12 protein-coding genes are annotated in these 12,319 nt (G+C 69.1%); 2 read left to right on the top strand and 10 right to left on the bottom strand.

Annotated elements, in window-relative coordinates; all coding sequences use genetic code 11:
- Positions 1–42: 42 nt before the first annotated feature.
- The 6 genes from OK17_RS08570 to OK17_RS08545 form a co-directional block, all read right to left on the bottom strand.
- On the bottom strand, positions 43–753 hold the full coding sequence (locus OK17_RS08570) for a lysophospholipid acyltransferase family protein (protein WP_461417192.1): 711 nt from the start codon (positions 751–753) through the stop codon (positions 43–45).
- A 137-nt stretch (positions 754–890) separates the two neighbouring features.
- Positions 891–1,895, bottom strand: a complete 1,005-nt coding sequence (locus OK17_RS08565) for an ROK family protein (RefSeq protein ID WP_232718162.1) — start codon at positions 1,893–1,895, stop codon at positions 891–893.
- Positions 1,895–2,329 carry a hypothetical protein gene (locus OK17_RS08560; RefSeq protein WP_232718161.1) on the bottom strand — a complete coding sequence of 145 codons (435 nt, stop codon included), beginning with the start codon at positions 2,327–2,329 and terminating at the stop codon, positions 1,895–1,897. Before OK17_RS08560 ends, OK17_RS08565 begins: the two co-directional genes overlap by 1 nt.
- 178 nt (positions 2,330–2,507) lie before the next feature.
- A complete protein-coding gene (locus OK17_RS08555; RefSeq protein ID WP_232718160.1) occupies positions 2,508–3,701 on the bottom strand; it encodes an ArsA family ATPase in 1,194 nt (397 codons plus the stop codon).
- Between the two features lie 20 nt (positions 3,702–3,721).
- Positions 3,722–4,159, bottom strand: coding sequence for an SRPBCC family protein (locus tag OK17_RS08550; protein ID WP_232718159.1), 438 nt, complete (start codon positions 4,157–4,159; stop codon positions 3,722–3,724).
- Positions 4,159–4,602 carry a hypothetical protein gene (locus OK17_RS08545; RefSeq protein WP_232718158.1) on the bottom strand — a complete coding sequence of 148 codons (444 nt, stop codon included), beginning with the start codon at positions 4,600–4,602 and terminating at the stop codon, positions 4,159–4,161. The genes OK17_RS08550 and OK17_RS08545 overlap by 1 nt, the downstream gene beginning before the upstream one ends.
- A gap of 107 nt (positions 4,603–4,709) precedes the next feature.
- Here OK17_RS08545 and OK17_RS08540 point away from each other — a divergent pair, with 107 nt between their 5' ends.
- Positions 4,710–6,518, top strand: coding sequence for an AMP-dependent synthetase/ligase (locus OK17_RS08540; protein WP_461417191.1), 1,809 nt, complete (start codon positions 4,710–4,712; stop codon positions 6,516–6,518).
- A 115-nt stretch (positions 6,519–6,633) separates the two neighbouring features.
- A complete protein-coding gene (locus tag OK17_RS08535) occupies positions 6,634–7,581 on the top strand; it encodes an NADP-dependent oxidoreductase (RefSeq protein ID WP_461417190.1) in 948 nt (315 codons plus the stop codon).
- A 300-nt stretch (positions 7,582–7,881) separates the two neighbouring features.
- On the opposite strand, the gene OK17_RS08530 is transcribed toward OK17_RS08535, so the two are convergent.
- The 4 genes from OK17_RS08530 to OK17_RS08515 all read right to left on the bottom strand — a co-directional run bounded on the left by OK17_RS08530 (position 7,882) and on the right by OK17_RS08515 (position 12,319).
- The gene (locus OK17_RS08530; protein ID WP_461417189.1) at positions 7,882–9,006 is read right to left on the bottom strand and encodes a glycosyltransferase family 4 protein; all 1,125 of its coding nucleotides are present in this window, start codon (positions 9,004–9,006) and stop codon (positions 7,882–7,884) included.
- Positions 9,006–10,409, bottom strand: a complete 1,404-nt coding sequence (locus OK17_RS08525; RefSeq protein WP_461417188.1) for a gluzincin family metallopeptidase — start codon at positions 10,407–10,409, stop codon at positions 9,006–9,008. The genes OK17_RS08530 and OK17_RS08525 overlap by 1 nt, the downstream gene beginning before the upstream one ends.
- A 9-nt stretch (positions 10,410–10,418) precedes the next feature.
- Positions 10,419–11,438, bottom strand: coding sequence for a C40 family peptidase (locus OK17_RS08520; protein ID WP_461417193.1), 1,020 nt, complete (start codon positions 11,436–11,438; stop codon positions 10,419–10,421).
- A gap of 197 nt (positions 11,439–11,635) precedes the next feature.
- Positions 11,636–12,319 (bottom strand): C40 family peptidase, encoded by a 684-nt coding sequence (locus OK17_RS08515; protein ID WP_006867824.1) that lies wholly within the window; start codon positions 12,317–12,319, stop codon positions 11,636–11,638.

Genomic DNA, 12,319 nt, shown 5'->3' with positions numbered 1-12,319 from the left:
GTCGGGTTGACGTCGACCGGTAGTCAGGTGTCGCTCGGCGAATCAAGCAGCAGCGTCGGCCGCCGGCGGCTCGACCTCGGGAGCCTTGTTCTTGAGGCTCGCGGCGTAGACGTCGACGTACTGCTGGCCGGAGAGCTGCATGAGCTCGTACATGATCTCGTCGGTGACGGCACGCTCGATGTAGCGGTTGCCCTCCATGCCCTCGTAGCGGGAGAAGTCGAGGGGCTTGCCGATGCGGACGGTGATCTTGGTGGGGCGCGGGAGGATCGACCCGGGCGGGTTGAACTTGTGGGTGTCGATCATGGCGACCGGGATGACCGGCACACCGGTGTCCATCGCCAGGCGCGCGAGACCGGTCTTGCCCTTGTACAGGCGGCCGTCGGGTGAGCGGGTGCCCTCCGGGTACATGCCCATCAGTTTGCCGTTGTCGAGCTGGCGGCGGGCAGCGGTCAGAGCGCCCTCGGCGGCGGCAGCGCCCGATCGGTCGATGGGGATCTGTCCGACAGCTGTGAAGAACCAGCGCTGGAAGGCGCCCTTGAGTCCGGTGCCGGTGAAGTACTCGCTCTTGGCGAGGAAGTAGATGCGGCGGTCGACCATCAGCGGCAGGAAGAAGCTGTCCATGACGGCCAGGTGGTTGCTGGCGAGGATCGCGGGCCCGTCGGTCGGGATGTTCTCATGACCTTCGATGGTCGGGCGCCCGAGGACGCGGAGGAACGGTCCCAGGAAGATGTACTTGAACGCCCAGTACCACATGAGACTCTCCTCGCCGCGCCACTTACTCGACCCGATGTCGCTGTCGACATCGGACCCCCACTGCCGGAACCACTCACCTCTCGGCCCCGACATCAAGACCATACCTGCGTCGGACCGTACCGAATGTCCCGGTTTCGTCAGCGGGCGACCGACGGCGGCGATGACTGACTCGCCGCGGCCCGAAGCCCTTGGCGCGCAACCTCGGCCGCTCCGACGACACCGGCCGTCTCGCCGAGCTGGGTGCCGCGGATGCGGGCCAGCTGGCGGTGGCCGGCACCGGTGACCTGTCGGGCGTAGTGTTCGCGGGCCTCGTCGAGGAACAGGCCCGACGCCGCGCCGACGCCACCGGCCAGGACGATCAGGTCGGGGTCGAAGATGTCGGCGATCATCGCCAGCCCCTGCCCCAGGGACGTCGCGAACCGGGCGAACGCCGCCAGGGCCACGGCGTCACCGTCGGCGGCCGCACCGGCGACCCGGCGTCCGGTGAGCGAACCGGGGTCGGCGGCCACGTCGGCGGCGAGCTGACTGCGGCCCCAGTCGCCGTTGAGGGGTGCACCGTCGGCCAGCAATTCGACCACGGTGTCGACCAATGCCGTTCCGCTGCAATAGCGTTCCCAGCAGCCGCGTTTCCCGCAGGCGCAGGCGCGCCCGTTGGGGACGATCGTGAGGTGCCCGAGTTCCGGCGCGACGCCGTAGCTCCCGCGGTAGATCTCGCCGTCGATGACAAAGCCCGCGCCGATGCCGGTCCCGATGGCCAGCACCACCGTGTTGTGTCCGCGGGCGGCGGCTCCGAACCGGACCTCCGCGACTGCGGCCGCGTTGGCGTCGTGTTCGGCGAACACCGGGATTCCGACGCGTCGGGTCATGTCCTCGGCCACCGGGGCCTCACGCCACGGCAGATGAGGTGCGAACCGGACGATGCTGCGGTCGGTGGTGAGGAAGCCGGCGATCGCGAGCCCGACGGCCTTCGCGTCCCAGCGCGAGGTCAGTTCGCCGACGAGGCGGTCCAGACAGTGTTCGAGGGCCTCGACGGTCGACGGGGTCTGGGCGCGCAGGGTGTCGAGCATCGTGCCGCGGTCGTCGACCACCGATGCCCGCACGCTCGTGCCGCCGATGTCGATGCCGATCGTCAGCTCACCCATCACTGCTCCTCGTCGGACCCGGTGTGTGCGTCGGAGCGTCGGGAACTGTTGATCCGGACCGCGATCGGCTCGTAGTGCCGGGGTTCGGAAACCGTGCTGGGCGCGGACCGCAACGCCTCGGCGATGGCTTCGAGGACGGCGATGACCGCTGCGAGGAGCCGGGCGACGAGGTCGCCGATCTCGCTCAGCAGCGAACTGATCTCGCCCGATGCGCCCGCCAGTGCGTGGCCGACGGGGCCGTCGGTGCCGAACGCGGCGGCATAGCCGGAGGCCGCGGCGGTCGCTTCCTGCCGGCCACCTGCGAAGAGGGCCGCCAGCGCGTCGATCTGATTGGCCAGTCCGAGCAGCAGGTCCCGGACCGGGTCGCCCTGCGCAGCACCGCGGTCGTCACGACCGGGCCCGTCACCCTGTGACGTCCCCTCGTCCGTGCCCATTCGCGTTCTCTCCCCTCGCCGCTGATACCCGGAGGCCTCATGCCGCTGGCTCCCGCCACCATAGGTGGACGGGCGTCCCAGCACCGTACCGTGTGGCCGCCGACCGTGTGATCCACGAGTCCGTGGTCTCCACGAGCCGGGCGGTCTTCGAACGTACCCGGTGGCCGCGCGAGGCCGATTACCGGCGCGGCCAGACGGCGGGGTCGGGTACGAAGCCGACGATCAGCCGCCCGTCCTCCCACTCCGCGTCGACAACGGTGCACCGGCGCAACACCGACGGCAGGCGCACCGGGTGGCGGAAGCCGGAGATCGTCACCAGGAGGTCGTCGCCACTGCGTCCGAGGGCCAGCGAATCGGGTTCGGGCAGGCGCTGCGGCCACGACAACCGGAATGCGGTCTCCGTGCCGGGCACGGTCTCCACGGCCGACGCGGCCGAACCGCGCGCGATGCCGTGTGGATCGGGCAGCCGGACCGCGAGCTTGCGCAGCCGTGCCATGCGATCGATCGTGTCCGCGGACCGGTCCACCAGGGCCACCCGCACACCGCGGTTGCCGCCGGGATCGTCGAGCAACCCCTCGACATGTGCGGCGAGTTCGTCCGGGGACTCCGCGCCCACCCCACGGTTCACCTGGACCGACGCCAGCGGCAGTCCCATGACGTCGGCACCGGCGACATAGTGCTCCGCGAGGCGGCGGGCACGGTCGTCGGCACCGAGGACAAGGTGGACAGCCACCGCGTGCGCGTCGGAGAACAGCTCGGCGACATCGGCACAGTCGCGATCGATGGCGTCGACGGCGGCGGTCAGCGGGGCCATCACCGGCCGCTCGGACGCCGTTGCGAGGCGCCGATGCCGTGGCCAGAAGCGGTTGAGCGCCTGGCTCAGCACCGATCCCCCGCGCAGGAACTGCAGCGGGTCGCCACATCCCGAGCAGTCGACGATGATCCGTTGCCACCGACCGCTCGTCGCCTCGTCGCGGATGCGACGAAGCAGCAGGAAGTCGTCGAGGCCCGGGAGCGAGGTGAGCTCCGCGGCGTCGATGCCGGAGAGCGTTCCCACCCCGGGGAGAACAGCTTTGCTGCGACCTGCGGTGTGCTCGAGGACGTCGACGAACGCCGACCAGGTCCGCTCGGTCAGATCCAGGCGGTCGAGGGTCAGCAGGTGGAGGAACTTGGAGACCGCCACCGGCTCCCCGGGCTGCCGGTAGACCCGGGCCCAGTCGTGCACCGGCGACCAGCGGTCGACCGTGATGAGCAGCGTGTGCTGCTCCGGCCGGGTGACGGCGTGACGAGAATCCCGAGGCGTGCTGGGCCGCTGGGAGGCCGCCGCGGCGGCGACAGCGGAGACACCGGAGCCTCCCGGACCGAGCACCACATGTATGGGGGTGAGATCGATCAGCCTTCGACCCTCTTCTTCAGGTCGTGCAGTGCGGCCTCGGTGATCGCCTTCTCCGCACGGCGTTTCAGCTGTCCGATCATCGGCACCTGCAGGTCGACCATGAGCTCATAGGTGACCTTGGTCGAACCGGGAACCTGCTGAGTGAGGCTGTACCGACCACGCTGATCCTTCTGCAGATCGCTCGAGACCAGACGCCACGAGACCGAGGTCCCGTCCGGTTCCCACTCGTAGGCAAGCACATACGTGTCCCGCAGGACACCGGCGTCGAGCACGAAGCGCACCTCGAGCGCGCGCCCGGCGTCGTCGGTGCGCAGCACCTCGACCTCGCGCGCCGCGGTGACCCAGTCCGGGTAATGCTCGAAATCGGAGATGACGGCGAGGATGTCCTCGGCGTCGGCGCCGATGACGATGTCGCGTTCGGTGTGATCGGCCATCACACGGCCTCCGCGGTCTCGGCACCTGCAGCCGGACCGCCCACGTGCCGGCCCGCCTCCAGAATCTGCTTCACCTCGAAGGACATGTCCTTGCCCGCGACCCGACGCCGTTTGTTCTCCTCCGCCAGCGCATCTGCACGGGCACGCGGGTCGTCGCCGCGCTCACCGGGCAGGGCCCGCGTCGGTTCCGCATGGAGGAAGTAGTGCAGGACGAAGCCGTCGAGGACCGCTTCGTTCCAGATCTCCATCGTCCCGGCCACCGGTCCGTCGACACGCCACCGGACCCCTTGCTCCGCACGGTCTTCACTGACCGCCAGACGAAGGTCGGGCCACCACCGCCGCCAGTTGGCGGGGTCGCCGACCACAGCAGCGGCCAGACGTGGTGCCGCGGCGACGAAAACCTCGTCGGCCACCTGGATGCTCGTCACGCCCACTAGCTTCACATACTCGCGTCGGCGCAGGGTAGTGCACCCGAACGGCAGTGGGTGATCGTCGCGATTTGCTGCAGGGATACGATCGGCTGAACGGCATCTACTGGAGGGTAACCACGATGAGTGAGTACAGCGTGCCAGCGAAGTTCTCGATCGCCGACGACGAGAACTGCACGAACATCATCTTCAACCTGGCTCAGCGATCACCTCAGCACGTCGTGTTCCGCCAGAAGCAGGGCGATGAGTGGGCTCCCATCACGGCCGCCGATGCCGCAGCACGCATCTCGTCGATCGCCAAGGGCCTGATCGCCTCCGGCATCAACCCCGGTGACCGCGTCGCACTCCTCTCGCGCACCCGTCTCGAGTGGAACCTCTTCGACTTCGCCATCTGGTCGGCCGGGGCGATCCCGGTGCCGATCTACGATTCGTCCTCGGCAAGTCAGATCGAGTGGATCCTCCGCGATTCCGGCGCCGTCGCGATCGTCCTCGAGGATGACGGCCACCGCGCCGCCTTCGAATCCATCGACTCGCTCACCGAGCCGGTCACGGTCTTCCAGATCGACCGCACCGACGGGCCGGGCGCCGTCGACGAACTCACCGCAGCCGGTGCCGACGTCCACGACGACGAGGTGGGCAAGCGCCGCGCGACCCTCGGCGCCGCCGACCCCGCCACCCTGATCTACACCTCGGGCACCACGGGCCGGCCGAAGGGCTGCATCCTCACCCACTCGAACATGCTGTCGGAGATGAAGGCGATCCTCGCCGGCGACATCCTCGACGACCTCATGAACCGGGACCACAAGCGCCTGCTGATGTTCCTGCCCCTCGCCCACGTCCTCGCCCGCGCGATCACCCTCGTCGCCATCGAGGCCGGTGCCGAGGTCGGCCACACCAGCGACATCAAGACCCTCGTCGACGAGTTCGCGGTCTTCAAGCCGTCCCTCATCCTCTCCGTGCCGCGCGTGTTCGAGAAGGTCTACAACTCGGCTCGCCAGAAGGCCCACGACGACGGCAAGGGCAAGATCTTCGACGTCGCCGCCGAGACCGCGATCACCTACTCCGAGGCGCGCGAGAAGGGCCAGATCGGTCTAGTCCTCAAGGCCAAGCACGCCGTGTTCGACGCTCTGGTCTACAAGAAGCTGCGCACCGCCCTGGGCGGCGAGTGCGGCATGGCGATCTCCGGCGGCGGACCGCTCGGTGCGCGCCTGGGCCACTTCTTCTCCGGCGTCGGCATCCCGGTCTTCGAGGGCTACGGCCTCACCGAGACCACCGCCGCGTTCAGCGTGAACACCCCGTCGGCGTGGAAGATCGGCACCGTCGGAAAGCCGTTGTCGGGCAACACCGTCCGGCTCGGCGAGGACGGCGAGATCCTCCTCAAGGGCGGCGTCGTGTTCTCCGAGTACTGGCAGAACCCGGAGGCGACGGCCTCCGCCATCGTCGACGGCTGGTTCCACACCGGCGATCTCGGCACCGTCGACGCCGACGGCTTCATCACCATCACCGGCCGCAAGAAGGAACTCATCGTGACCGCGGGCGGCAAGAACGTCTCCCCCGCCGGCCTCGAGGACGTCATCCGCGCCAACGCCCTCATCTCGCAGGCGATGGTCGTCGGCGACGCGAAGCCCTTCGTGGCCGCCCTCATCACCATCGACCCGGAGGCCTTCCCCGCGTGGAAGGAGCGCAGCGGCAAACCCGCCGATGCCACCGTCGCCGACCTCATCGACGACGCCGAACTCCTCGCCGAGGTCCAGGCTGCCGTCGACTCGGCCAACAAGACCGTCTCGAGCGCCGAGGGGATCAAGAAGTTCCGCATCTTGCCGTCGGACTTCACCGAGGAGACCGGTGAGATGACTCCCACCCTCAAGGTCAAGCGCAACGTGGTGGTCGAGAAGTTCTCCGGCGACATCGAGGCGATCTACCAGCGGTGAACCGCGGCGGCGCCCTCCCGGGGGCGTCGTTCTGACGGGGTGTCGGGGCGTTCGATTCCCGGCACCGGCGGGCCGGCCAAGGAATCAATGCGTCCGGGCACCCGTTGGTGCCACCATGCGAGCAATCACCTACAGCCGCTTCGGCGGCCCTGAAGTCCTGGAGATCACCGACCTCCCCACCCCCAAGGTCGGACCCGACTCCGTCCTGGTCCGAGTGCGCGCATCGAGCGTCAACCCGGTGGACTGGAAGGTCCGGGAGGGCCACCTCGCCGAGGTCCTGGACACCGTGTTCCCGGTCGTCCCGGGTTGGGATGTCGCGGGCGTCGTCGAACAGGTCGGTCTGGACACTCCCGAGTTCGAGGTCGGCGACGAGGTGTTCGGATACGTCCGCAAGGACCTCGTCGGCGGCGAGGTCGCCGGCGGTACGTTCGCCGATCTCGTCTCCGCGCCGGTCCGGACGCTCGCCCACAAGCCGGCCGGCTGGTCGTTCGAGGAAGCTGCCGCCGTTCCGCTCGCCGGACTGACGGCGTACCAGACCATTCGACGGGCAGGGGTGCAGTCGGGCCACACCGTGCTGGTCCATGCCGCCGCCGGCGGCGTCGGATCGTTCGCGGTCCAGATCGCCCGGTCGCTGGGCGCACGGGTCATCGGCACCGCTTCCGAGACCAATCACGACTACCTGCGCAGCCTCGGCGCCGAGCCCACCACGTACGGCGACGGTCTGGCCGACCGGGTGCGCGAGCTCGCGCCCGACGGCGTCGACGTCGTCCTCGATTATGTCGGCGGTGACGCCATCGACTCGGTGCCGGACGTCCTCCGCGACGGCGGCACGGTCGCCTCGATCATCGACCCGCGAGCGCGTGACGAGTTCGGGGGCCAATACGTCTGGGTCCGACCCGACTCGGCAGATCTCGCCGAACTCGGCCGGCTCGGCGACGCCGGCGACCTGAAGCCGGAGATCGCCGAGGTCTTCGACCTGCCCGACGCCTCGGCAGCCCACGAGCGCAGCCAGTCCGGGCACGTGCGAGGGAAGATCGTCGTGCGGGTGTCGGCCGAGGCGTAAGCGGCTCACTCCCGCCGCCGGGGGCCTTCGCCGTCGACCCGCTGAAAAGCGCCCCTGCGATCCGCCCCTGGTTTGCGCCCCGGCCCGAAATGCGCCCCCGAAAACCGCCCCTGGTTTGCGCACCGGGCTGAAAAGCGCCCCCGAGATCGACCCTCCAGCGCGGCACCGCGAGCGATATGTCGCCGGCGGCGCTGTGGAGGGCGCATTCCAGGGGCGCATTTCGACGCCGAGCGGAAAGCAGGGGCGCATTTCAGGGGTGGATTTCGGGGGCGCATCTCAGGCCCGGAAGCGCTCAGAGACTCAGAGCAACTGCCGCAGCCGGGCGGCCATCTGACTCCATTGCCAGTTGTCGACGACGAAACGCCGTCCGGCGGCGCCCATCTCGGCGGCGGCTGCTCGGTCACCCAGGATCGACAGGATCGCCATCGCGACGGCATCGACGTCGGTGCCGTCGACCGTCGTGCCGGTGACCCCCTCGACGACCGTCTCTGGCGCTCCGCCCGACAGGCCGGCGACCACCGGCACACCCGTGGCCGACGCCTCGAGGTAGACGATCCCGAGGCCTTCGACGTCGAGCCCTCCCCCGCGTGTGCGGGACGGCATCGCGAAGACGTCGGCAATGTTGTGGTATGCCGAGAGTTCTTCGGCAGGAACCGATCCGGTGAAGATCACGTGGTCCTCGACGCCGATCCGGGCCGCGAGCGCATGCAGCTTCTCCGCGTACGGCCCTCCGCCGACGATGACGAGGACGGCGTCGGGCATCGTTCGGCGGATCAGCGGCAGCGCCCGGATCAGCACGTCCTGCCCCTTGCGCGGCACGAGACGCGACAGGCACAGGATCGTCGGCCGGTCCCCCAGCTCGTGGCGGTCCCGGAACTTCTGTCGCAGAACAGGATCGGGCGAGAAGCGGGCGACGTCGACGCCGGGCGGCAGGTACTCCAGTGCCGCGTGCGCACCGAAGGCCGACGCGAATCGACCTCGGGTGTACCGGCTGACGAAGGTGATCACGTCAGTGTGGCGGCCGATGTGGCCCAGCACCTGACGCGCGACGGGGAGCATCGACCAGCCGACCTCGTGACCGTGCGTACTCGCGAGGATGCGCTGCGCACCGGCGCGCCGCATCGCGGGCGCGAGGACGGCCAGCGGTGCGGCCGCGCCGAACCAGACGGTCGAGATCTGCTCGCGCCGAACGATTTCCGCTGCACGCCGGGCGACGAACGGGGTCGGCAGCATCAGCGTCGTGCGATGGCGGTACACCCGGTAGGGCACCTCGGCGTCGAAGTCGATGTGCGATCGGCCGCGCCACCGTGGCGCGTAGACGACGATGTCCTCCGGCGGGAGGAGATCGACCAGGTTCTGCAGGTACGACTGGATACCACCCGGTCGGGGCGGAAAGTCATTGGTGATCAACAGGGTTCGCGCCATCAGCCGACCTGCCCGTCGAGCCATCGACCCCATCCGGTGATGAGCTCGTCGCGGCTGACACCGAGCGCAGCCCGGATGGCGGCGTCCTGGCGAGTCGGGTCGGCGGTCGCCGCGACCCCGAGATAGAACCTCTTCAGACGCGCCTCGTCGTAACGGTCGGCGATGTAGGCGGCCATCGACCATGCGCTCTGGTAAGCGAGCTGCGAGGTCTGCCCATCCATCGCGAAGGCCGCATCGTCGGGCAGCGCGGTCGGCGTGATCCCCGCCCGGACCGCCTCGGTCAGATCGGGTGCGGCGTCGGCGAGACGACGGTATGTGCCCTTGCGGCCGACGTACTCGGCCACGCCCTCGGTGATCCAGAGCGGGGCGTCGAGCGCCGTTTGCGAACGGGCTGCGACGTGGGTGAGTTCGTGGCGCAGCACGACGTCGAGTGTCGGCGGGGCCAGGTCGTCGGCGGCCGGGGTGAAGACCACACGCTGACCGATGGCGGTACGCCGGGCGAAGTCCACCCGGCTGTAGACGGTTGCCGCGGCCGCCGCACCGATCGCGCCGCCGTCCTGCGTGACGAGATCGGCGAACTCGTCCCCGTTCGAGGTGGTCACCAGTACGGCGCGCCGATCCCACGAATCCCCCCAGAAGTCGCTCACCGCGTCGACGGCGTCGGGCAGCAGGTCGGGCAGGTTCGCCGCCGCCGGGCTGGTACGGAGGTAGCGGGTGATCACCGACGTCCCACCGGCGGTGGCGACGTCGGAGACGGAGAGTCCAGGCAGTTCCCACAACTGGGTGGGGGTCGGTTTCTCGCCGAGTGCTGCGGTGTCGCCGACGAGCTTCCACTCGTCGCCGTAGCGGGCGACCACGAACTGGGTCGTCACGACGACCTCGGGTTCGTCGACACCGGGTGCACGTTCACCGCCGAGGGCGTACCGCAACTCCACCGGTGCCACCCAGGCGTCCGAACTGCCGTTCGCGTCGAGGAGACCCTGCACATCGGCCGGTACCAGTGTCTCGGCCTCCTCCGTGGGGGCCAGCTGGTAGCGGAATCGAGCGAACTTCAACCGACCGTCGGAGTCACCGCGCGCGAACTGCCGGGGACGGAAGTTCTCGGCCGCGGTGACCCACCGGCTCGTGAACGCCGGGGTCGCCGCATCGTCGAGCAACGACCCGATCTTCTGCACGTTCCCGGACGTGATGGTCCCGGTGAGGTCGTCGAGCAGGCGTGTCACACCTTCGGCGCGCTGCTGCTCGTAAGGGTTGGCCGGCGTCGAGGTCGTCGTGGAGGTGCCACGGGAGGTCGACCCGTCGGCCGTGGACGGCTCCTGACCGCCGCATCCGGTGGTCACACCGACGAGCAGCACCACCGCGGACGCGAGCGTCGGGCGCCAACGCCCGCGGAGTGAAACCACCAGAGGAGTCTAGAACCGACGGCCGGAGTTGAACGGACCGGCCTCGTCGAGCGGGACGACCTTGACCGGGACACCGAAGGTCGAGGCGTGGATGACGTATCCGTCACCGACGTACATCCCGACGTGGTGGGCGTCCGGGTAGTAGATGACGAGGTCACCTGCCTTGAGGTCCTCGCGGGACACCGGCTTACCGCCGGCCATCTGCGCCTCACTCGACCGCGGGATGGTCTTGCCGGCCTGCTTGTAGGCCCACACCATCAGACCCGAGCAGTCGAACGAGCTCGGTCCGGTCGCACCCCACACATACGGATCACCGATGCGGGTGAGAGCGGCCTGCACGGCGACGAGCGCGGCGGCGGTGCCCTTGGGGACGATCCGCGGGTCGAAGTCGAACTTCGGTCCGCGCAGGGCGGCGAGCTGCTTGCCGGTCATCGACTGGTAGATCGCGCGGATCTGGATCGCCTGCATCTGCAGGTCGGCCTGCTTGGTCTGGAGGTCTCCGCGGACACGTTCGGCGCGCGAGACGGCCTCCGACGCCGCTAGTGCGGTCTGGTCGGCGTCCTTCTTGGCGGCCGCGGTGCGGGCGCGGACCTTCTTGATGGCGGTCAGGTCGGAAGCGGCCTGCCGCGAGATCATGTCGAGTCCCGACATCTGGTCGAGCAGCGCCTGCGGCGAGTCGCTGACCATCACGGCGTAGAGCCCGCTGACACGGGCGCCCTGGTAGCTGGCACGCACGATGGAGTCGACCCTGGCCTGGTAGGAGGCGAGCTGTTCACGGCTGATGTCGAGCTTGCGCTGGGCGTCGGCCGCGGCTCGCTTCGCCTGAGCGACGATGGAGCGCTGCTTGTCGTACTCGATCTTGGCGTTGTGCATCGCCTCGGTGGTCTTCTCGGCCTCGGTGCCGAGCTGCTTGTAACGATCGAGAAGCTGATCGGCCGATCGCGCGGGCGCGGCCTGAGCCTGACCGACACCGCCGGTCGTCAGCGGGACCACCGTCACCATCGCCGCCAGCAGACACAAGGCGAGCATCATCGGGCCCGATCGAGCGCGCAGACGCGTCGCGTTCACTAGTCCCTCCCCGGAAAGCACGGTTCAGTCACTCCTCTACCGCTTCGTTCCTCCCCCGCGGACCACCCTGTCATCCCCCGATGGCCCCCGAGACTGGATCGGGCGGATCGCACAAAGCTCGCGACCCGCCCTCTCCTGATGCTCTTGTTCAGTTGATATCAGTACCGCCGGATACCGGTGAGCTGCCATTCCTTGACGGCGTCACGCTTCACGGGCGTGCCGTAGGTCGAGGAGTGGACGAACTGTCCGTTTCCGACGTAGATGCCGGCATGGCCGCCACCGTTGAAGATCATCACGTCGCCGGGCTTGGCCTCGCTGTAGGAGACCGCGCGACCGCCGCCGAGCTGGCCGTAGCTGTCACGGGGGATGGTCTTGCCGGCCTGCTTGTAGGACCAGTAGACGAGACCCGAGCAGTCGAAGGCGTTGGGGCCGGCCGAACCGTAGGAGTAGGGCGAGCCGATCTTGCTCTCCGCAGCCTTGACGGCCTTCTGACCGGCGGTCAGCTGGGGCTGCCCGAGGGGGGCGCCACCGTGCGGACGGAACTGCTGCGGGATCTGGTTCTGGCCGATACCCGGGATGGTGAACTGGCCGACGTTGGGGATCTCGACCGTGGCAGCCGGCGACTTCTTCGCGACAGGCTTGGGCGCGGGGGCGGCTTCCGGAGCCTTCTTCTCACCGGGCAGGGCCGGGATCTCGAAGGTTCCGAGCGGGGTCTCGACCGGGGCTGCGAGAGCAGGGCCGGCCGCGGCAGCGAGCGAACCGAGCGTGATCGATCCAGCGATCACCGCCTTCTTGGCAACCTTGCTCCCACGATTGGGCTGTTCCAAACGATGTTTGGGCAC

It is taken from the genome of Gordonia sp. GN26, from assembly GCF_054823965.1.
Note: the sequence above shows the minus strand (reverse complement) of the source record. Positions and strands in the feature narration are given on the sequence as shown.

Excerpts from the sequence above, each read along its gene's own strand:
- OK17_RS08520 (WP_461417193.1), bottom strand. The coding sequence starts at position 11,438 with ATGCTCGCCTTGTGTCTGCTGGCGGCGATGGTGACGGTGGTCCCGCTG.
- OK17_RS08565 (WP_232718162.1), bottom strand. The coding sequence starts at position 1,895 with ATGGGTGAGCTGACGATCGGCATCGACATCGGCGGCACGAGCGTGCGG.
- OK17_RS08540 (WP_461417191.1), top strand. The coding sequence starts at position 4,710 with ATGAGTGAGTACAGCGTGCCAGCGAAGTTCTCGATCGCCGACGACGAG.
- OK17_RS08530 (WP_461417189.1), bottom strand. The coding sequence starts at position 9,006 with ATGGCGCGAACCCTGTTGATCACCAATGACTTTCCGCCCCGACCGGGT.
- OK17_RS08570 (WP_461417192.1), bottom strand. The coding sequence starts at position 753 with ATGTGGTACTGGGCGTTCAAGTACATCTTCCTGGGACCGTTCCTCCGC.
- OK17_RS08535 (WP_461417190.1), top strand. The coding sequence starts at position 6,634 with ATGCGAGCAATCACCTACAGCCGCTTCGGCGGCCCTGAAGTCCTGGAG.
- OK17_RS08550 (WP_232718159.1), bottom strand. The coding sequence starts at position 4,159 with ATGGCCGATCACACCGAACGCGACATCGTCATCGGCGCCGACGCCGAG.
- OK17_RS08560 (WP_232718161.1), bottom strand. The coding sequence starts at position 2,329 with ATGGGCACGGACGAGGGGACGTCACAGGGTGACGGGCCCGGTCGTGAC.